14 protein-coding genes are annotated in these 20,345 nt (G+C 64.5%); 4 read left to right on the plus strand and 10 right to left on the minus strand.

Annotated features, from left to right (window positions below; genetic code table 11):
- Position 1: 1 nt before the first annotated feature.
- From ON00_RS04175 to ON00_RS04185, 3 genes are all read right to left on the minus strand, one after another.
- Entirely contained in the window at positions 2 to 1,033 is a 1,032-nt protein-coding gene (locus ON00_RS04175) for a cupin-like domain-containing protein (RefSeq protein ID WP_010403390.1), read from the minus strand.
- Positions 1,026 to 1,757 (minus strand): SapC family protein, encoded by a 732-nt coding sequence (locus ON00_RS04180; RefSeq protein ID WP_010403393.1) that lies wholly within the window; start codon positions 1,755 to 1,757, stop codon positions 1,026 to 1,028. Before ON00_RS04180 ends, ON00_RS04175 begins: the two co-directional genes overlap by 8 nt.
- 93 nt (positions 1,758 to 1,850) lie before the next feature.
- Positions 1,851 to 4,844 carry a TonB-dependent receptor gene (locus tag ON00_RS04185; RefSeq protein WP_010403395.1) on the minus strand — a complete coding sequence of 998 codons (2,994 nt, stop codon included), beginning with the start codon at positions 4,842 to 4,844 and terminating at the stop codon, positions 1,851 to 1,853.
- 235 nt (positions 4,845 to 5,079) lie between these two features.
- On the opposite strand from ON00_RS04185, the gene ON00_RS04190 reads away from it, so the two are divergent.
- Complete coding sequence (locus tag ON00_RS04190) at positions 5,080 to 6,306, plus strand: MFS transporter (protein ID WP_010403397.1); 1,227 nt, start codon at positions 5,080 to 5,082, stop codon at positions 6,304 to 6,306.
- Here ON00_RS04190 and ON00_RS04195 read toward each other — a convergent pair.
- From ON00_RS04195 to ON00_RS04210, 4 genes are all read right to left on the minus strand, one after another.
- The gene (locus ON00_RS04195) at positions 6,297 to 8,099 is read right to left on the minus strand and encodes a hypothetical protein (protein ID WP_010403399.1); all 1,803 of its coding nucleotides are present in this window, start codon (positions 8,097 to 8,099) and stop codon (positions 6,297 to 6,299) included. The genes ON00_RS04190 and ON00_RS04195 overlap by 10 nt on opposite strands.
- A 12-nt stretch (positions 8,100 to 8,111) precedes the next feature.
- Positions 8,112 to 9,668 carry an alkaline phosphatase D family protein gene (locus ON00_RS04200; protein ID WP_010403400.1) on the minus strand — a complete coding sequence of 519 codons (1,557 nt, stop codon included), beginning with the start codon at positions 9,666 to 9,668 and terminating at the stop codon, positions 8,112 to 8,114.
- Positions 9,669 to 9,824: 156 nt separating this feature from the next.
- Complete coding sequence (locus tag ON00_RS04205) at positions 9,825 to 10,877, minus strand: LacI family DNA-binding transcriptional regulator (protein ID WP_010403401.1); 1,053 nt, start codon at positions 10,875 to 10,877, stop codon at positions 9,825 to 9,827.
- A 281-nt stretch (positions 10,878 to 11,158) separates the two neighbouring features.
- Positions 11,159 to 13,552 (minus strand): TonB-dependent receptor, encoded by a 2,394-nt coding sequence (locus tag ON00_RS04210; RefSeq protein WP_083834057.1) that lies wholly within the window; start codon positions 13,550 to 13,552, stop codon positions 11,159 to 11,161.
- A gap of 496 nt (positions 13,553 to 14,048) precedes the next feature.
- On the opposite strand from ON00_RS04210, the gene ON00_RS04215 reads away from it, so the two are divergent.
- Positions 14,049 to 16,526, plus strand: coding sequence for a TonB-dependent receptor plug domain-containing protein (locus ON00_RS04215; protein ID WP_010403403.1), 2,478 nt, complete (start codon positions 14,049 to 14,051; stop codon positions 16,524 to 16,526).
- A 56-nt stretch (positions 16,527 to 16,582) separates the two neighbouring features.
- Here ON00_RS04215 and ON00_RS04220 read toward each other — a convergent pair whose 3' ends face one another.
- Genes ON00_RS04220 through ON00_RS04230 form a run of 3 tightly spaced genes read right to left on the minus strand, consistent with a single transcriptional unit; the run spans position 16,583 to position 17,722 of the window.
- On the minus strand, positions 16,583 to 16,780 hold the full coding sequence (locus tag ON00_RS04220) for a hypothetical protein (RefSeq protein WP_010403404.1): 198 nt from the start codon (positions 16,778 to 16,780) through the stop codon (positions 16,583 to 16,585).
- A gap of 37 nt (positions 16,781 to 16,817) precedes the next feature.
- Positions 16,818 to 17,279: a MarR family winged helix-turn-helix transcriptional regulator gene (locus ON00_RS04225; protein WP_010403405.1), complete on the minus strand. Its 462-nt coding sequence runs from the start codon at positions 17,277 to 17,279 to the stop codon at positions 16,818 to 16,820.
- A 17-nt stretch (positions 17,280 to 17,296) separates the two neighbouring features.
- A complete protein-coding gene (locus ON00_RS04230) occupies positions 17,297 to 17,722 on the minus strand; it encodes an organic hydroperoxide resistance protein (RefSeq protein ID WP_010403408.1) in 426 nt (141 codons plus the stop codon).
- Positions 17,723 to 17,865: 143 nt separating this feature from the next.
- On the opposite strand from ON00_RS04230, the gene ON00_RS04235 reads away from it, so the two are divergent.
- Both ON00_RS04235 and ON00_RS04240 read left to right on the plus strand, forming a co-directional pair.
- On the plus strand, positions 17,866 to 18,510 hold the full coding sequence (locus ON00_RS04235; RefSeq protein WP_010403411.1) for a DsbA family oxidoreductase: 645 nt from the start codon (positions 17,866 to 17,868) through the stop codon (positions 18,508 to 18,510).
- 163 nt (positions 18,511 to 18,673) lie between these two features.
- Positions 18,674 to 20,317 (plus strand): glycoside hydrolase family 43 protein, encoded by a 1,644-nt coding sequence (locus tag ON00_RS04240; protein ID WP_010403413.1) that lies wholly within the window; start codon positions 18,674 to 18,676, stop codon positions 20,315 to 20,317.
- Positions 20,318 to 20,345 lie beyond the last annotated feature (28 nt).

The raw sequence follows: 20,345 nt of genomic DNA on the forward strand, positions 1-20,345 counted from the left end.
CTTAGCGGCTGAGCTGCCGCAAGAGATACGCGCGCAACTGCCCCGCCGTTTCCGGTGTGAGCGGATCGAGGATCCCGCGCGCCCCTTTCGGGATGTGCGCGGTCACCGCCTCGCCGGGGTCAAACACATAATGATCCAGCACATGCCGCCAATGCGCCCGCTCGGCTGCCGGCAGATCGCGCAGGGCGAGGATTGCCATCAGCAGCGCGTCGTGCGGATCGGCCAGCCAGGCTGCCCGGGTCGGCCACCAATAGTTGATCATCACGTTGAAACGGTCGAGCGCTTCGACATGGTGCCACCACTGGCTGGGGATACGCAGCGCATCGCCCGGTGCCAGCACCACCGTGCGGGCGTGGCGCAGCGCCTCGCGAAACTTCGGGAAGCGGGCGAAATCGGGCGCGCGGAAATCCACCATGCTGATCGCCCGCCCGCCCGGCGTATTATCCAGCGGGCCGGGATAGAGATTGGCGAACTGGTCCGGCGGAAACAGCGTGAAGCGGCGATGGCCGACCGCAGTGCAGACGAGATTGTCCGGCGCGTCGCAATGCGCGGCCACCCGCGTCGCGGTGCCGATCCAGATCGTCGCTGCCATGCCGTCCCGGGCACCGAGCGGTGCCGGATTGGTCTCCGCAAGGTCGGGGAAGAAGCGCGGCACGTCGGTGGAGGCGATGTAGCGCAGCGGCGCGTCGGGCGCGCCTTCGTCCGCCGCCATCGCGGCGAAGATCTCCGCGATGCGGGCGCGGCGGCTCTGATGGTTCATCGCCATCGCCGCGTCATAGAAGATCCGCTCGCCGACCCCGCGCCGCCCCTCGGCATAGGTGAAATCGGTATCGCGGGCAAAGCGCGCGAGATAGGCGCGCGTCTCCGCCGCCCCCACCCGCCCGGCTGCGACCAGCGGCCAGCCCGTCACGAGTCCGCGCACGACGAACGGCTCGTTCGTCTCCGCAAGCAGGCGATCGAGCGCGGCCGCATCCGCCGCTGCCACCTCCGCCACGGGCCGCAGCCCGTCGAACAAGTTGGCGGGATCAGCCATGGGAGCGCCGCTGATGGCGCGCGATCAGCGGCGCGATATTGGCGAGCGAGGCCAGCGCCATGGTGATCGGCAGCAGATGGCCGTCGCGATGCAGCTCGCCCAGCGCGCTGCCGTCGAGCGCAGCAAACCGCTCCTCGTCGATGCCGTGAAAGTCGACGATCTGGCGGGCATTGCCCTCGGCATCGTCGAACCGGATCGAGACGGGTTCGAGCAGATCATGCCGTTCGAGCGTCACGAAGAAATCGGGCGCGGCGCGGTAGCCGCGGTCGAGCCGACCGAGCCCCTCCAGCACCGCCGCCAGATAGGCGCTCAGCGCACCGGCATCGTCGAACAGCGGCGATGCCGCGTCATAGCCCGCATTCCCCGGTGCGAGCACGCGCGGGCTCGCGGCATCGAGATGCAATTGCGGCACGTCCCCGCCCTCCGGCGGCGGACCGATCAGAAAGGGCCGGGTCGCCATCGCCAGCGGGAGATAGGGCGCATCCCAGCGATCCCCCTCCAGATACAGATTCTCCTCCGGCGCAAAGCCGAACAGCGCCACCGCCTGAAAGCCATCGCGCGCAGCGGTGCGCTGGAACAGGATCGGATAGGCATTCTGCACCGACCGGAACTCGTCGGGCACGATCAGGCACAGCTGCACGGCATCGCCCAGCACCGCGCTGCGGCCCCGGTCGATCCGGGTCGCGCGGTGATCGTCGATGGTCACGAGCACATGGTCGGTCATAGTCGTTTCCCAAATCCCCGCCGCAGGCGTTGGCACGCCGCGCGGCGGGGTGGAAGGGCCTTGCGGTCGCGAAACCGCAAGGCCCGATGGTCGTCAGAAGCGGTAGCGCACGCCCGCCGTATAGCGGGCATAGCCCGGCGCGGTGACGGTGACATATTGGTCGGTCCGCTGGTGTGCGCGACGCCCTTCGCCGGTCAGGTTGATCCCTTCGACGAACAGGGTGACGCGCGGCCGCACTTCCCAGCTCGCGCTGGCATCGAGCTGGCCATAGGCTTCGGTATAGCTCGGGTTCGACCCCGCGCCCGACAGGAACTCGGCGCGCCAGTTATACGCGACGCGCGCCTGGATGCCGTTCTTGTCGTAATAGCCGATCACATTCGCCGTATCGCTCAGGCCGACCAGCGCGAACTGGTTCACCGTTGCGGGCATGTTGTTCTTATAGTGCACGTCGCCATCGACGATCGTGTAGTTCAGGATCATGCCGAGGCCCGTGTCCCAGAAGGCGTGCTGGAGCGCGAATTCCCAGCCATGGACGTTGGCAGTCTGGTTGTTGTTCACCGGCGTATTGACGGTGAACTGCACCGGATTGTCCTCGGGCAGGCCGAGAATGTCGCCGGTGTAATTGCCCGGCGTACCGCCGGTGATCACCACCGAATTGGGGTAGTTCTTGAAGATATACTGGCGGATGTCGTTCGACGTCGCACCCGCGCCGAGCGCCGCGATCGCCGCCTTGTAACGGGGGCCGTCCGCCGGGTTGGTCAGACCGAACACCGGCTTCTTCACCTGGCCGGTGCCAATGAAGTTCACCACCGATTTATGGAAATAGCCGACCGAAATGTAGCTATCAGGCCGGTAATACCATTCCGCCGAGAAATCGAGGTTCTTGGACTTGTACGGCAGCAGGCCGGGATTGCCCTGGCTGCCGGTGCCGCCATCGACCCGGAACAGCGAATCGATCGTCTGACCGCCCTGCAGGCTGCCATAATCCGCCCGCGCGATGGTATGGCCGTACGAGGCACGCAGCTTCACGTTTTTCAGCGGCGAGATGTCGAAGTCGAACGACGGCAGCCAGTTCTCATACGATCCGCTGAGCGTCGTATAGTCGCTCTTGCCCGAATAGACGACGTTGAGCTCGTTCGCCGAAACCCACTTGGTACCCGTCGCCACCGGCACGAGCGCGGAGGAGTCGATCCAGGTCTTTTCGTAACGAACGCCGGCATAGAAATGCGCGGGGCGGCCGAACGCGTCGAACTTCACATTCGCCTGAAGGTACGGCGCGAGCGTCTTTTCCTCAATGTGACGATCGACGGTATATTGCGCCAGGCAGGTGTCGGGCCCGAGCGGCGTACCGCTCTGCGGCTTCGAGCACACCTTATAGAGACTCTCGAGATTACCCACGAGGCTCTCGAAATTCTTGGTGAAGATCTTCTGGATCAGCAGGCTGCCATCGGTCTTCAGGCCCGGATATTTGTCCGGAATGGTTGCGAGCGAGAACAGGCTGTCGGGCAAATCCGAGGCCGGGCCAGCACCGCCCCAGGTGTTGTTCTGCAGATAGCCATAGGCCGAGCGGACCTTGTTATCGACATAGGAGATGCCGAAGTCGACGCTGTCGAGCAGACCGCCATGCTCCCAGCGGCCCTTGAACTGGGCCTGGTTGATCTCGTCGCGGAACATGCCGTTGCGGAACGAGTTCCCGGTCGCCTGAATACGCGACGCGTCGAGCAGGTCGATCCCCGGCTGCATCGTGATCGACAGCACGGGCATATAGTGGGTGAAGTCGATCGTTTGGCTGGCCGCGCCGAAGATCGCGGTGCTGACCGAAGTGCTGGTGCCGTATTTGTTGGTCGGGCCAGAACTGGCGATCGAGTGATGGCCGTCGAACTCGAACGAGAAGTCTCCTCCCGGCTTCCACTGCAGGTTCGCGCCGATCGAATTGTTCTCGCTCTGGTTGGCGCTGAGGTTGCTGACGTAGGAAACGTCCTTGCCTTCGCTCGCCTTGAACCGCTCGGTGTAGAAGACCGGGCTCGCCACCGCGCCGCTGGTCCACTGGCTGACGGTGTCGTTATTGTTGAAATAGACGCCGATGCTGTTGCTGCGCACCGTCACGCGGTTGCGCGAATAGGTATAGTCGATCGTACCGGTCAGCGTGTCGGTCGGCTTGAATTGCAGCACCGCCTGGCCGTTGATCCGCTCGCGCTCGATATCGTTGATGCCGATGCCGGCATTTTGCGGCACGGTGTAGACTTGGTCGCCGGTCGGGCGATTGGTGATGTTGGCGTAGCGCGGATCGCCCGGCTGGGCGAGCTCGCCGCTGGTGTCCGATCCGGTGCGGCCGTTCTTCCAGCCGACATAGGCTTCGTTATTGCCCGCCTTGCGCTTTTGATAGGTGCCGGTGAGCAGGATGCCGACGCGATTGTCGAGGAAGCTGTCGCTGACGATGCCCGAAACTTCGGGCGTGATGGGCGTGTTTTTCGCGTTGCTCGACGTATCATACATGCCCGACACGGCGAAGCTGCCGTGCAGACCCGGCTTGTCGAGCGGGCGCGGCGTGCGGATGTTGATCGTCGAGCCGATGCCGCCCGATTCGATGTCGGCGCGACCGGTCTTGTGAACCTCGACCGCGGCGATGCCGTCGGACGAAAGATTGGCGAAGTCGAACAGGCGCGAGGTCGGCGCGGTCGCGCCGCCGTCCAGCGTCGAGGTCGGCATCTGGCGGCCGTTGAGCGTCACCAGGTTATAATTGGGGCCAAAGCCGCGGACGGTAACGGTCGAGCCCTCGCCGATCGAGCGGTCGATCGAAACGCCGGTGATGCGCTGGAGCGATTCGGCGAGGTTGGTGTCCGGGAACTTGCCCATGTCTTCGGCGGTGATGCCGTCGACGACGCCCTGCGCATCACGCTTCAGCGCCAGCGATTCGCGCAAGCTCGCGCGGATGCCGGTGACGACGATATCGCCATCGTCCTTGGCGGCCGGCGAATCGTTGGGGCTGGTATTTTGCGCTGCAGCAACGCTGGGCACCGCCAGCAATGCCAGCGAGGAGATCCCCGCCAGCCAAATCGTCGATTTCCTTGAGTGTTCACGTGTCATATGGGCTCCCCGCTATCGCTAAATCATGGTCCCTCCATGATGTGAACGTTCTCATACAAACATTCTTTATTGGGTCAACAAGTCACATTTTCGTAGCATTTTACCTAGAGATCGTTCTCATAACTGTCATATTTCGGCAATCGTCCGGCATGGGCGAAGCGGAATCGCTCGCGCAAAAAGGAAGTCTCGAAACGGCGTTGGCACGGCAGGACGCACGCTCTATTCGCGACCGGGCATGACAGTCCCGCGTCCCTTTACCCCCGCCGATACCAGCGCGCGGCATTGGCGTTTTTTGCTTCTTTTCGCACTTGCGAACGCAGGCGGGACGATCGGATACCTGCCCTTATTCACCGTCTTCCTGCCAATGAAGGTGGAAGCGGTCGCCGGTGTCGACCGGCTGAACCTGTTCACCCTGGTCGCGCTGATCGGAACGTTGGCGGCGATCGGCGCGAATCTCGGCTTCGGCTGGCTGAGCGACCGATCGGTCGCGCGCGGTCATGGGCGGCGGCGCTGGCTGCTGCTCGGCATCGTCGGCCTGGCGCTGTCTTATGCGCTGTTCGCCCGCGCCACATCGCCACTCGGCGTGCTGCTGGCGGTGGTGGCGGTGCAATGCGCCGCCAATGCCGTGCTGGCACCGTTGCTGGCGCTGATGGCAGACGAGATCCCCGACGCACAGAAAGGCTTTACCGGCGGGCTGCTCGCGCTCGCCAATCCGATCGGTGCCGCCACCGCCTGGGCGCTGGTGAAGTTGCCCGGCCTCAGCGAGACCGGACGCCTTTGCCTGCTGTCGCTGGCGATTGCGCTGCTGATCGTTCCGCTCGCTTTCTCGACTGCCCGCCGACTGCCGACGCACGCGGCCCCCATCCCGCGCGCCGTGGCCCGCCGCAATCTGGCGGTCGCCTGGATCGCACGCCTGTTGCTGCAATCGGCCGGTAACGGGCTGACGCTCTATCTCTATTACTACTTTGCCGATCTGCCGCCACGGCAGGCCGCCATCGACGCCGCCGATTTCGTAAGTCGCACGCTGGTGCTCGCGTATTTGCTCCCCCTCCCCTGCACGCTGCTGCTCGGGCGGCTGTCGGATCGGATCGGGCGACGCAAACCCTTCCTGCTGGGGGCCGCTGCAGTCACCGCCGGCGGACTGGCCGTGATGGCGCTCGCGGCCACCCGCCCGGTCGCGGTGGCGGGGTTCCTGGTCTATGGCGTCGGCGCGCAAGTGTTCATGGCGCTCCACGGTGCCTTCTGGATGCAGGAACTGCCCAGCGAGCGGCATCGCGGCCGCGATCTCGGCATCCTGAACCTCACCAACACGCTGCCGGCGCTGATCGGCACCGCTGTCGCCTGGCTGGCCGCGATGCCGGGCAGCTTCGCGCCGTTGCTCTTCCTGCTGTCAGGACTGACCTTTGCGGGCGGGCTGGTGATGCTCATGGTTCGCGAACCCGCGCCAGCCGGTCAGGGGTAAGCAGTAAGCCGCTGCTGCGTGGCACCGTGCCGGGCAGCAGCACCGGTGTCGTTCACGAGGTGCGCGATCGTGCCCACCCCGCCCCCCAGCGACATGGTCGTGACGTCGCGGAAGCGCACCCCTGGCCGCCCCGGTGCCTCGATGGCGCTTTCCAGCACGACATCGGGGTTTGTGCGGAAATAGACATAAATGCCCAGCGCCACCGCCTCGTGTTCGCGCACCCCGTCGTCCACTTTATAGGCGGCCCAGCCGCGCGTGCCCCCCGCCATCCACGCCGCCTGGGTCGGCGGATCGTAGGGCAGTTCGTTCTGATAGAAATAGGTACGGCCGCGCTCACCGCGCCACCACGTCTGATACCGCTGGAAATGTTCGACGAACAGCGCGTGGACCGTCACGTCGTCGCCGTTCACCACCAGCCCATGGTCGCCGGTGCTCTCGTCCCAGCCGACATGCACCCGCCTACCATCGACATCGCCATGGTCGGCCCGCCAGATCCACACATGATCGGCAAGGACGTGATGACTGTTGATCTCCAAACAGGTCTCCACCTTCACCACCTCGACCCCGCCTACGCGGAAGAACAGGTCGGCCAGCAGCACCGGGTTGTGCCGATGATCGCCGTCGCTGCCAGGCGGGCCAACCCGCACCAGCACGGTTGACCGCTCGGCCCCGGCATCGATCATCAGCCCGGCCACGGTGACGCCGGGGACATCGTCAATCTCCAGCACCGCCGTGCCGGCCACCGCCTGCAACGTCGCGAGCCCAAGCCCGAGCAGCACGCGATTGGCACCCTTCACCCGGATCGGCGCAGCGAGCCGATAGACGCCGGGTGTGAACAGCAAATGCTGTCCCCGCTCCAGCGCTGCATTGAGCGTCGCGGCGTCCATGCCGGGATGGGCAAGGAAGAAATGCGCGATCGGCAGGGCGCTTCCCGCCGCATGGCCCTCCGCCCAACTCGGCCCGACCGCGTCACGGCGCAGCGCGGGCACGAACACCGACCAGCGGCCAGCCTCGTCCACTTGAAGAAACGGCTTTTCGCGCAGCAGCGGAACGCGCAGCAGCGTCGTCACCGCCGGGTCAGGAAAGCTCGTGGCGGGCGCGCCCTGGACGCCTTGGAACATCATATTCCAATTCACGCCCTGCCATCCGCCGATCCGGCTGCTGCGGCTATACCATTGCTGCTGACTGCCCGCGTGAACCGTCCCTTCGATCCGGCAATCGGCAAGGAAGCCGCCGCTCGACGAACCGCCGTCGTCGAGCACCAGATCGCCCAGCATATGGATGCGCCGATAGGGTGCCGCCTGCGATACCGCCCAGCGATCCCAGCCCTTGGGCGGGCGAACCGTCAGATTTTCGGCACCGCGCCAGAAATTGGCAAGGGCATCCCCCTTCAGCCAATCGGCGTTGACGCGAACCTGACCGTCAATCGTCACCGCACCGGGCAGCGCCCCGACGCCAAGGATCTGGGTGAAAAACCCCACCTTTACATCGGCGCGATAGCGACCCGGCCGGAACAGGATGGCGAAGCGCCGATCGGTGAAGTGCGCGGCTTCCTGCAGCGCGAAGATCGCATCGATCGCCGCCTGTATCTCGCCGTCGGGCATGGACGGATCCAGCACCACCACATTCGGGCCAAAATCAGGCATCATTTCCCGCTGCATCTTCGCCCCTGCGTTTGCCGACAGCGGCGCACCTGCCGCGACGACCGCCGCCGCCAGCCCGACCTCGCCGACGCGACGGATCGCCGCGCGCCGCCGTGTGTCGGGCAGGCAGTCCCCTTCATCCTTATGCAATCAGCGTCCCCGTCAGGCGAAATCGAGCTGGGGACGGCCATGCGGCACGATCGCGGTGCGCGCCGTTTTCACCGGCGCGTTGGGTTCGGTAACCTGGTCGACCGTGCGGAACTGCGCCTGCCACTGGTCGCTGGTCACGTCGCACAGCAGATAGCCGCGCCAATCGTTCATATATTTGAGATAGGGGTTGCGCGCGAGGATCTTGTCGCTGCCGGCGCGGACATCGGCACCGTCGCCCCCCGAGCTGATCGAGGTGGAGACGAATTCGACCGCCACCGCTTCGCCCTGCCTGGCGTGGGTGCGCAGTTCACCCGCGTAATTCTGGTGCTCGTCGCCGGTCAGCACCACGACATTGCCGTGCCCGGCGAAGCTGGAGAGCAACCGCTCACGCGGGCGATCATAGCCGCCCCAACTGTCCATGTTGCGGATCGGCTCGGGCTCATCGCCCATGCGGCGATCGAGCGGCATCACCATCACCTGCTGCGCGATCGCGTTCCAGCGTGCCTTGCCCTCGGCGAGGTTGCGGCCGAGCCAGGCCTCTTGCGGGCTGCCCAGCACCTGCGCATCGGCCGCATCCCAGCCGGCGCAGCGCGCCTTGAAGCCGTCGTCACAGGGCTGATCGGTACGGAACTGGCGGGTGTCGAGCAAATGCAGATCGAGCAGATCGCCGAACCGTGCGCGACGATAGGCCTGGATCGCGCCGCCATGCGGGATCGACGCATTGCGGACCGGCATGTGCTCATACCAGGCCTGGAAGGCGGCGGCGCGGCGCAGCAGGAAGGCCTCGGGCGGGGTGCCGTTCTGGTCGCGGTCGCTGACCCAGTTGTTCTGCACCTCATGATCGTCGAACGTGGCGTACCAGCCGGTCGCGGCATGGGCCGCCTGGAGATCCGGGTCGGTCTTATACTGTGCGTAGCGGCGGCGATAATCGTCGAGGCTGTACGGCTCCTCGCCGACATGCGCGCGGATGAATTTGCGCGGCGCACCGCCATAATCGAAATTGATCGGCGAGGTGCGGCCTTCGTAAATGTAATCGCCATAGTGGAACGCGAAATCCGCCTCCTCGCGCGCGGCATGGCCATAAGCGGTGTAGAGGCCCTGTTCGTAATGCTGGCAGCCGACCACGACGAACCGGGCCCTGGCAACCGAGGCACCGGCGGCCGGCAGCGTCTTCACCCGCCCGCGCATCGAACGCTCGCGGCCGCAGGTGAAGCGATACCAATAGGGCCGATCGGCCTGCAGCCCCGCCACCTCGACATGCACCGAATGGCCCAGTTCGGGCCGCGCGAGCGCCTCACCCTTGGCCGCGATTGTCTTGAAAGCCGGATCGGCAGCGACTTCCCACTGCACCGCGATCGGCGCCATCGGCATACCGCCATGCGGCTCCAGCGGCTCGGGCGCGAGGCGCGTCCACAGCACGAAGCCGTCTGCCGCCGCGTCTCCGGCCGCCACGCCGAGCGTAAAGGGATAGGCGCGGAAGACTTGCTGCGCGCGCACGATCGCTGGCGCACCCAGCAGCAACGTCGAGCCCGCTGCTCCCACCAGAAGCGCGCGTCGTGTGATAGGCATGTCCCGTTTCCCTCGCTCGGTATGGCTGGCCCCTGGCCCCGCCGCAGCGGGGAGATGCAAACCTCATCCGCCTGAAATGACGGCTGATAATGACAGAAATGTGAACGTTCACATTATTAAAGGAAGAGGGGGTTCTGCGGGCGTAGCTATCGGCGCTCATTGGCATGTGCCGTCAGAGCGAACGGCGTGTCCGGCTTCGACAGGAAGCAGCGGCAGCAGCCGGGCAACCGACTCGCGCTCGATGACGCGGGATTCAACCAGCAAGGACTGGATGGCATCGTCCCGCCCCTTGATTCGAGCGACCAGCGTTTGCAAGGCGCGTCCGGCGAGGTGTTCGATCGGGATTTCGCAGGTGGAGAGCTGGGGCTGGGTCAGGCTGGCGAGATCGATATCGTCAAACCCCAGCACAGACAGATCGGCAGGCACCGCCAGACCCTGGGTCTGTGCGAAGCGAATGACGCCAATCGCGATGATATCCGCCCCCGCGAAGACAGCGGTCGGGCGGTCCTCGATCAAGCGCGCTTTGACGATCGGTTCGAGGTCGAGCGAAAAGCTGTTCTCCAGGTTGAAGACGATCTCCCCGCCCTTGCGGAAGGCCTCGACCACACCCGCGCAGCGGTCCCGCATGCTGGCGATGTCGAGCGGGCCGGACACGATCCCGATCCGGCTATGGCCGCGTTCCAGAAGATACTGCCCGGCAAGACGCCCCGCCTCCAGATAGTCCACGCTCACGGTGTCATATCCAGGAACCGTGCGATCGAGCACGACCGTCGGCGTATTGGACAGGATGCCGTCCGAGGTGTCCTTGTCTCGTATCGAAAACCAGATGAGGCCATCGACCCGCAACCCGACCGCCATCGCCAGCGCTTCCGCCTCGATCTCTTCAGATCCTTCGGTGTTGGTCATATAGATTTGATACCCCGCCGCGCGTGCTTCGCGGAACACGGCCTGGACCAGCGCCGCGAAGAACGGATTGCCGAGATCGGGAATGATGAGCGCCAACATGCCCGAGCGGCCCGACTTCATCGATTTCGCGCTCAGATTGAGGCGAAAGCCGATGCGCTTTGCGACATCAAGGATATGCGCGCGGGTCTTCGGGCCGACGGAGCCGGTCCCGTTAATGGCGTAAGACGCGCTGGTGAGCGAGACACCGGCTTCGCGCGCGAGATCCTTCAGCGTCGGTGGTCGTGCCCGCTTCGCGTCTCCCATTGCGGTTCTTATTCCCTCCCACCTGGCACAGCCTTGCGTACGTTTATCAAAATCCATCCACAAGTCGTCGAGGATCGCGCGCAAGCAGATGGGCGGGCAGATCGAGGAGAATGAACCCGGCATGGTCCAGCCCCGAAATGCCCCCGACATGCCGCGTCGCCCGCACCTGCGAGCACAGGGGCGGTCGCGACGATCCGCGCTCCTCCTGCCGACCGAGCATGACAGGTGTCAGCCTCGGTCGACACGAGAGGGTATCGCGACTGAGCGCGCGCTCAGCGCCCTTAGAACCTGACCCGGAAGGACGCGGTCACGGTGCGCGGCGCACCGATGAAGTAGCGGCCCAGCGAACGCCCCGGCAACCCGGTTTCGGTCGCCGTCGCGGTCGCGCTGGTGACCGAGGCGATATAGCCGACGTCGAACACATTATCGACGTTAAGCTGGATCGAGGCATTCTTCAGCACGCCGATCTGCGGCAGGTCATAGCGGGCCATCGCGCCGACCAGCGTGTACCCCGGGATGCGGTCGATCGCGACTTCCTGGAAGGTGGTCGGCGCGATGATGTCGCCCCCCACCCGGCTGCTGATATATTTGATATTGCCCTGCAGCCGCAGCCCCGCAACGGGCTTCAGCGTCAGTTCGCCATAGGCGCTGTTGCGCGGGATATCCCGGACATCGCTCCCCGCGATGATCCCGACCGAGGCAAGATTGAGCCGATCGCGCGATCCGATGGCGGCGTCATCGTATTTGGCTTGCTGATAGGAATAGGTCGCATAGGCGTCGATCCAGGGGAAAGTCGCCAGCGCCGCGACCTCGACGCCGTTGCTGGTCTGCCCCAGGATGCTCGCGGCGCGCGTGGCCAGGTTTCCGCGCTGAATGTCGATCGGATCGGTGACGGTCGGATCGTTGGGCACGATTCCCACGCCGTTTTTCAGGTGGACATGAAACGCCTGCGCGGACAGCGCCAGGTGCTTTGCGGTATAGCGCACGCCGCCATCGATGTTGCTCGACTGCAAGGGCTTTAAGTCGCCGGGCTGGATGATGGCGGTCGAGCCGAGGAAAGCATCCTCCGGGATGCCCGAGAAATTGCGGGCGAAACCGCCGAAAATTTCAAGGTGTGCAAGCGGCGTGAGGCTGAACGCGGCCTTTGGCTGAACTGGCGAATTCTGCGAAAAATCGAGCTTGGCCGAATATTCCAGCGGCGACTGCGCTTTGTATCGGATGTGGTACCACGTCACGCCAGCATCGAGGCGAAATATGCCCGGTACAAGCTGGAAAGAATCCTGCCCGTAAAATTCGAGCGTCGTGATCGAGGTCGACCGATTGTAAAGCACATAGGACGGCAACCCGCCCTTCCACGCGAGCTCCGTGGTAGAGGGAAGGATCGGATAGAAGTCGCGTTCCTCGGACGACGTGCCGCCATCGAACCAGCCGCCGATGCGGACGGTATTGCGCGGCACCAGATCCGCGATCGTAAGCTCCGCTGTGCTGCCATAGCGCTCGCGCTTGCGCGGCGTGACGCGCATGTCGGCCGGGCCACCAACCACGTTCGGATTGGACGTGGTTGCCAGCGCCGGGCGCACAGCGCCGCCGGTCGCGGTATAGCCGAGCACCGCATACGGGTCCGCGCCAGCAAGCTGACGGTGACGGTTCTGATAGCTTAGCGAATAGCCGTCGAGCGTCTGGTAATAAGGGTTGATGGCGAGGGTCACATGGTCGGCAAGGACAAACTTGCCGTTGAGATAGGCAAGGAAATCGCGACGCGCGCCGCCGAAGGTGCCGCCATAGTTCAAATCCTGGTTGGGAATGCCGGTCAGCGTATCGTTGAGGAAATCGCTCTTCGGATTGGCCCTGAACTGCGCCAGCGTGACAATGTTGAAGTCATTGTCGAACTGGCTGTTGTACGACACCCGAGCCTTCAGGAACGATCCGTTGTCGAACGTCTTGACCGCCTTGAACTCGCCATGGTCGCGATTGGAATGCCGTGCGTTCGGCCCCGCCCACACAGCATTCCGCTGGTGCGAGAAGCTGCCATACATGGCGACACCGCCCGGAAGAGTGCCGGTGTCGATCCGTAGCGAGGCACGATTATAGTCGAAACTGCCGACGCCCCCTTCCGCCGTGACTGCGAAATCACGGGCCGGCTCCTCGGTGCGGAAATCGATGAAGCCGCCGAGCGCGAAACGCGATGGCGCGCCGATATCGCCCGCACTCTGCGACACGACGATAGTGCTGATGTTGCTCGAATCGATGAAGCGCTGCGGCGGGGACCCGCCATTGAAGCGCGCATCGCCGGTCGGAATACCGTCCAGCGTCAGGCCGATCTGCTCCTTGTTCAGGCCGCGCAAAAACAGCTCGAACGAGAAGGAGCCGCCGCGTGCGTCACCGGTCGAAACCTTGACGCCCGGTACTTTGGCCAGGCTCTGGGTGATATCTGCCCCGAGCGGGCGGTCGGCAATGTCGGTGCGGTCCAGCTCGAACGTCGCGCGTGCCTTGCCCGCACCGAGCTTCTGCCCGGTCACGACGATGTCGCCTCCCTCTGCCGCAGCGACCTCGGCCGGTGACGTGTCCGATGTTTCCGCGCGCTGCGCATGCGCCTGTTGCGCGCACAGGATGGCAATGAGCGCGCCGCTGGCCACCCGAGCCCCCAAGGCTCCGGATAATTTCGTGAAAGCCATGTTTGTCCCCCTTTTTTCCGATTCGGTACTGCGCTGTCGCACCGCAGTATGACGCCATTGTGAAACGTTTCACTTTTTAGGGGTCTTTTGTCCGAGTCAGGGCTCATGGGGCGATTTTAGGATTCACCCGCACACGGAAGTCCTGACGGTCGCTTCGCGACTGGCGTGCCGCTGTGCCGCGCCAATCCCCCCTGCCGCCCACACGCTGATGGCAGGCCAGAAGCTATTCTTGGCCGCGCTAAGGGTTTGGCCACATTGTAATCCCGGTCAGTACAGAGGAATTTCAGTGCAATGCCGCTTCGGGGGCCGCACGGACATTTTATCTGCATGAAGCATCACGTCGTTCGATCGTTCACCCCTGTCGCAGCCGGACGTTTTCCCAAAATCCAGCGTTGGATTTTGCTGCCGCCCTAAGGGCGCGCCCGCGCCTGCTGCGCCAGGCCTCGGCTGTTCCGGCCACCAACGACAAAACGTGATTTCGCAAAGGGACCTTACCATGACCAACCTCCGCCCGACCCTCGCCGTCGCTGTCTCCGCGCTGGCGCTGAGCTACGCTGCCGCCGCCAGCGCGCAAAGCGTTCCCGCCAATGCGCCCGAAGCGACCGCCCCGGAGGCGGCCGCGAACCAGGACATCGTCGTCACCGGCACGCGCACCACCGGCCGGTCGCGGTTGAACAGCATCGCGCCGATCGACGTGCTGAGCGCCGCCAACCTGCAGCATCAGGGCACCACCGAACTCGCCGCCTCGCTCGCCGCGATCGTTCCGTCGATCGATTTCCCGCGCTCGTCTGCGGTGGATGGCACCGATTCGATCCGCCCGGCTACGCTGCGCGGCCTGTCGCCGGACCAGACGCTGGTGCTCATCAACGGCGTGCGGGCGCACACTTCGGCGCTGCTCAACACCAACGGTTCGGTCGGGCGCGGCTCGGCTTCGGTCGATTTGAACACGATTCCCTCGGTGGCGCTCGACCGGATCGAAGTGCTGCGCGACGGGGCGGCCGCGCAATATGGGTCAGACGCGATCGCGGGCGTCGTCAATTTGCGGCTGCGCGAAGCGCGCACGGGCGGCGGGGCATCGGTCACCTACGGCCAATACATCACCGACGTAACCACCGCGCGCGGTGCCCGCAGCGAGCATGACGGCAAGACCGTGACCGCATCGGGATGGCAGGGCATCGGCCTCGGCGAGGACGGTTTCCTCACCATTTCCGGCGAATATCTCAACCGCGGCGCGACCAGCCGGGGCGACTTCGATCCGCGCAAGACGCCGCTGACGGTACGCTCGCGCTTCGGGGATCCTGCGGTCGAGCAATATACCGGCTATGTGAATGCCGCGGCCCCGCTCGGCGACACGGGCTGGACGCTGTATGGCTTTGGTGGCTACCAGCATCGCAACAGCACCAGCGCGGCAACCCCGCGCATCAACGGCGGTACCGACAACAACGCCAATGCCGCCGCACTGGCGACTCTCTATCCCGATGGCTTCACCCCGCTGATCGCGGTCGAATCGAACGATCTGACCGAGACGGCCGGCATTCGCGGGGAATTGTCGGGCTGGAAGGTCGATTTCAACGTGTCGTACGGCCGCAACCAGCTCAACTTCAACACGCGCAATTCGGGCAACGCCACTTATGGTGCCAATTCGCAGAAGAATTTTTACGACGGCAAGCTGACCTATGACCAGCTGGTCGGCGGGATCGACGTCTCGCGCGAGCAGCCGCTCGGCGAAGGCACGATCAACATTGCCTGGGGCGTGGAATATCGCCGCGAGAGCTTCCAGATCGGCGCTGGCGAGCCGACATCGTACAATCGTGCGCCCGGTGCGGCGTCCGCGCTCGGCGGCGGTGCGCAGGGCTTTCCCGGCTTCCAGCCCTCCAACGTGATCGACAAGCACCGCGACAACGTGTCGGGTTATCTCGACCTCGAAGCCAAGCCGACCGACAAATTGACGCTCGGCGCGGCGGTGCGCGGGGAGAGCTATTCGGACTTTGGCGAAACCGCGACCGGCAAGCTCAGCGCGCGCTATGACTTCGCGCCCTGGTTCGCCATTCGCGGCACCGCCTCGACCGGATTCCGCGCGCCGTCGCTGCAGCAACAATATTTCACCTCGACCGCCTCGGTGCTGGGCACCGGTGGCGCGGTGGTGGAAACCGGCCTGTTCCCCTCGACCAGCGCGGTCGGCGTCGCACTTGGCGGACAACCGCTGCGCGCCGAAAAATCGCGCAACCTGTCGGCAGGGTTCGTCCTGCGCTCGGGCGGGTTCGATCTCTCGGTCGACGCCTATCAGATCAAGCAGCGCGACCAGATTGCGCTGTCGGAAAATCTGAGCGGCACGGTCGTTGCGGCCTTGCTTGCGCCGTTTAACGTCTCGGCCGGGCGCTTCCTGCTCAACGGCATCCGCTCGACCACCAAGGGCATCGACATCGTCGCGCATTATCGCAAGGCGACTCCTGCGGCGGGCACCTTCGATCTGACCGCCGCCGCCAATTTCAACGACATCAAGGTGACCAGCTTCCCGGGCAATGCCACGATCACCGCGCTCGTCAACGGCGTCTCGACCAGTTCGACGCAGGCGCTGTTCACACGCCAGCGCATCATCTCGTTCGAACAGGGCACGCCGCGCGAAAAGGTGGTCGGCACGGTCGATTGGTCGCTCGACAAGATCGGCGTGACCGGGCGCGCATCGTATTATGGCGACGTGACCCAGCCGAGCAGCGGCAACGGATTGGCGGCGAATGACATTCACAGCGGGCGGCACACGATCTTCGATCTCGAGGCGCGCTATCAACTGGTGAAGAACGTCAACGTCGCGGTCGGCGCGAACAACCTGCTCGACACCTATCCCGATTATGTGAAACTCACCTCATCGGTCGGGACCACGCTCAACAGCACCGGGCTGGTGGCATTCCCATATTACTCGCCGTTCGGCTTCAACGGCCGCTATGTCTATGCGCGGATCGGCTTGAGCTGGTAACGCGTGCGGGGCCGGGGGGCGGCGCGTCCCCCGGTCCCGGTCCAGCCCCCTCCCCGTCAGCCGTCGCTGATGTCGAGGAACGCCACCACATCATTATCGGTCGCCAGCCACAGACCGGCCTGCACCTCCTCGGGCTGTTGGCTGGCGAGCAGCATCGCCTCGGATAGCGGGCCGTAGAACAAGGTCTGCGCAACCGCGTCGTTTTCGTCGAGATAATAGAGCCGCACGGTGGCGGTGGAGGACGTGGTGCGCATTGCGCTGTCCTGCGACGGCGCGGCGCGGTACGCAATATCAACTGGGCGAGACGGTCGCCTCAGCCGACGCGAGCACCGCGACCAGATGCTGTACGCTCGCGCGCAATTCGATCAGTTCCTCGGGCGACAAAGAAAGGCCGCTCGCCAGGGTTTGCGGCACGTCGCGCGCTTGCTGGCGCAGCGCCATGCCTTGCTCGGTCAGGGCAATCAGAACCCGCCGTTCATCGGCCGCGTCGCGCTGCCGGGTCACCAGCCCCGCCCCCTCCATCCGCTTGAGCAAGGGGGTCAACGTCCCGCTGTCGAGATGCAGCCGCTCGCCCAGCGCGCCGACGCTTTGCGGAGCCTGCTCCCACAAGACCAGCATCACCAGATATTGCGGATAGGTCAGCCCGAGCTTGGCCAGCACCGGACGATAGAGTCGGCTGAACAGGTTGGAGGCGGCATAGAGCGGGAAGCACACCTGCAGGTCTAACCGCAGGAAATCATCGTCTTCGCCCATTGCCGCCTCCGCCTCCGTCACTTGGTGGTGACGGTGATCTTGACGTCGATATTCCCCTTTACCGCGTTCGAATAGGGGCAGACGGCGTGGGCCGCCGCGACGATCGCCTCGGCACTGGCCTGGTCGAGCCCGGTGATCGTCACATCGAGCGCGACCGACAGTACGAACCCGCCCGATGCGTTGGGCGACAAGCCGACCTCGGCAATCACGACGATGTCGTCATCCTTGACCTTTTCGGCCTTGCCCCGCGTCACGTGGATCACGGCATTTTCGAAACAGGCGGCATAGCCTGCCGCAAACAATTGCTCCGGGTTGGTCGCGCCACCCTTGCCACCGAGCGAGGTCGGGAGGGCGAGCTGCAGGTCAAGCAGGCCGTCTTCGCTGCGGATGGTGCCACTCCGGCCGCCAATGGCGGTTACCTTCGTGCTGTAAAGCGTGCTCATGGTCGTCTCCTCAAAGAAAGGGTTCGTGTGGGCTTTTTATATTGTGCACAATATAGTTGATAACAAGAGGTGTACCCGGTGTATTTTCGAAGGGCGCACCCCACATCGCTTCCTCACAACACTCCAGCTGCAGAGGGTGCCGCATGTCCAAGCCGATGAAGATCGATTTCGTTTCCGACGTTTCCTGCCCGTGGTGCATCATCGGCCTGCGCGGGCTGGAGGAAGCCCTCGCGCGGACGGGCGATCTGATCGATGCCGACATCACTTTCAAGCCGTTCGAGCTCAACCCGCAAATGGGCAAAGCGGGCCAGAATATCGGCGAGCATATCGCTGAAAAATATGGCGCGACGCCCGAACAATCGGCCGCCAACCGCGCGATGATCCGGCAGCGTGCCGCCGATCTCGGTTTTACGATGCAGATGAGCGACACGAGCCGGATCTATAACACGTTCGACGCGCATCGGCTGCTCCACTGGGCGGACCTTGAGGGCAAACAAGCCGCGTTGAAACGCGCGCTCTTCGAGGCCTATTTCACCGATCAGCAGGATCCGTCCGATCCGGCGGTGCTGGTCGCCGTGGCCGAGAAGGTTGGGCTGGATCCGGCGCGCGCGGCGGAAATCCTCGCAAGCGATCTGTATGCACAGGAGGTGCGCGCCGCCGAGCAGCTCTGGCTCTCGCGCGGGATCCATTCGGTCCCCGCGATCGCCATCAACGATCAGTACCTTATTTCGGGCGGACAGCCTCCCGAAGCGTTCGAGCAGGCGTTGCGCGAGATCGCCGCCGCCTGAACGGGCGCCTCTCGTCGCCCTTTCGGCTTTGAAGGGAAAAACACGCGGCGGCTAATTGTCTGAGTTGTTCTTTGATGTATGGTCCGGCCAACACGCAAGTCGGTAGCGATGCCCGAGCATCGCCCGCCTGAGCCGGGAGAGTCGAGTGAAGCAGCGATCGTCCATGCGGTGCCGAGGGCCGATCGCTGCGCTGCTGCTGGCATGGGCCGGTGCCGCCAATGCCGACCCCGCGCGATTCCAAGATTTTAGCTATCAGGGGCGGTCAGAGGAGCGGGTCGCGCACCGGGCAGACGCCTATAGCAACCCGATCCTGTCGGGATACTATCCCGATCCGTCCGTAACGCGCGTCGGCGACGAGTATTTTCTGGTCAACTCGTCCTTCTCGCACTTCCCGGGGCTGCCGATCTTCCGGTCGAAAGATCTGGTCAGCTGGACGCAGATCGGCAATGCGATCGATCGGCCCGAGCAAATCGATTTTACCGGGCGCACGGTTTCGCAAAGCGTGTTCGCGCCCGACATCTCCTACCACGATGGCATCTTCTACATCGTCAATACATGTGTGCAATGTGGCGGCAATTTCGTCATCACCGCGAAAAACCCCGCAGGTCCGTGGTCGAACCCGGTGTGGCTGCCCTTCGAAGGGATCGATCCGTCGATCTTCTGGGACGGTGACACGGCGTATATCGTCAACAACGGTGCCCCCGACGAAACGCCACGCTACGAAGGCCATCGCGCGATCTGGATGCAGGCGTTCGACTGGCGGACGCTGAAGCTCGTCGGGCCGCGAACGCAGATCGTCAATGGCGGGGTCGACCTGTCCAAAAAGCCCATTTGGATCGAAGGCCCGCACCTGCTGAAACGCGACGGCCGCTATTATCTGATCGCGGCCGAGGGCGGGACGAGCGACAACCATTCGGAGGTCGTGTTCCGCGCCGATTCCGTTGACGGTCCCTATGTGCCCTTTCCGGGCAATCCGATTCTCACCCAGCGCACGCTCGATCCCACCCGCGCCAATCCGGTAACATCGGCGGGCCATGCAAAGTTTGTCCAGACGCAGAATGGAGACTGGTGGGCGACCTTCCTCGCGACGCGTCCCTATAAAGACGGGCTCTACAATATCGGGCGCGAGACTTTTCTGCTCCCCGTCACCTGGCGCGACGGCTGGCCACAGATCTTGCCCGCCGGAACGGCGATCCCGTTCGTCGCGCAGCGCCCCAAGCTGCCCAAGCAACCGGCACCGGCGCTGCCGCTCAGCGGCGACTTTGGCTATGTAGAGACGTTCAAGGCGTCGCGCCTCGGCCCGCAATGGGTCGGCATACGCACGCCCAAACATCCGGTCTATCGACTGGACCGCGGCGCGCTGGTCCTCGAGCGCGGTGCCGCGCTGGGCGATATTTCGGGCGCACCCGCCTTTATCGGGCGACGGCAGCAGCATCCTATTGCAACCGTATCGACCACCCTGCGCTATTCCCCCGACACCGATGGCGAAGGGGCCGGGCTTGCAGCGGTGCAAAATGATCGCTCGTATCTGGTGTTCGGCATCACTCGCATCGCGGGCAAGGCGATGATCGCGCTCTACACGCGCGACAATGCGGATGCCGACACGCTCGTCGCCGCGGCGCCCATCGCGACAGCAGGGCCCGTGACGCTGACCATCCGCGCAAATGGCGGCACGATGGCGTTCGACTATCGCGTGGGGGGCAAGCAGCAAACGCTGAAGGCCGGGCTCGACGACAGCTTCCTCAGCACCAAGCGCGCCGGGGGCTTTGTGGGCACGATCATCGGGCCTTACGCTTGGAACCGCTGATCATGTGGCGGGAAATACGTCGCGCTGC

Origin of the sequence: Sphingomonas echinoides ATCC 14820 (genome assembly GCF_000241465.1) — a bacterium.
Taxonomy (GTDB): Bacteria; Pseudomonadota; Alphaproteobacteria; order Sphingomonadales; family Sphingomonadaceae; genus Sphingomonas; species Sphingomonas echinoides.

Bases quoted from the DNA above. Each gene is read 5' to 3' on its own strand.
- ON00_RS04215 (WP_010403403.1), top strand. From the start codon at position 14,049: ATGACCAACCTCCGCCCGACCCTCGCCGTCGCTGTCTCCGCGCTGGCG.
- ON00_RS04190 (WP_010403397.1), top strand. From the start codon at position 5,080: ATGACAGTCCCGCGTCCCTTTACCCCCGCCGATACCAGCGCGCGGCAT.
- ON00_RS04210 (WP_083834057.1), bottom strand. From the start codon at position 13,552: ATGGCTTTCACGAAATTATCCGGAGCCTTGGGGGCTCGGGTGGCCAGC.
- ON00_RS04200 (WP_010403400.1), bottom strand. From the start codon at position 9,668: ATGCCTATCACACGACGCGCGCTTCTGGTGGGAGCAGCGGGCTCGACG.
- ON00_RS04230 (WP_010403408.1), bottom strand. From the start codon at position 17,722: ATGAGCACGCTTTACAGCACGAAGGTAACCGCCATTGGCGGCCGGAGT.
- ON00_RS04185 (WP_010403395.1), bottom strand. From the start codon at position 4,844: ATGACACGTGAACACTCAAGGAAATCGACGATTTGGCTGGCGGGGATC.
- ON00_RS04235 (WP_010403411.1), top strand. From the start codon at position 17,866: ATGTCCAAGCCGATGAAGATCGATTTCGTTTCCGACGTTTCCTGCCCG.
- ON00_RS04180 (WP_010403393.1), bottom strand. From the start codon at position 1,757: ATGACCGACCATGTGCTCGTGACCATCGACGATCACCGCGCGACCCGG.
- ON00_RS04225 (WP_010403405.1), bottom strand. From the start codon at position 17,279: ATGGGCGAAGACGATGATTTCCTGCGGTTAGACCTGCAGGTGTGCTTC.
- ON00_RS04175 (WP_010403390.1), bottom strand. From the start codon at position 1,033: ATGGCTGATCCCGCCAACTTGTTCGACGGGCTGCGGCCCGTGGCGGAG.
- ON00_RS04220 (WP_010403404.1), bottom strand. From the start codon at position 16,780: ATGCGCACCACGTCCTCCACCGCCACCGTGCGGCTCTATTATCTCGAC.
- ON00_RS04205 (WP_010403401.1), bottom strand. From the start codon at position 10,877: ATGGGAGACGCGAAGCGGGCACGACCACCGACGCTGAAGGATCTCGCG.
- ON00_RS04240 (WP_010403413.1), top strand. From the start codon at position 18,674: ATGCGGTGCCGAGGGCCGATCGCTGCGCTGCTGCTGGCATGGGCCGGT.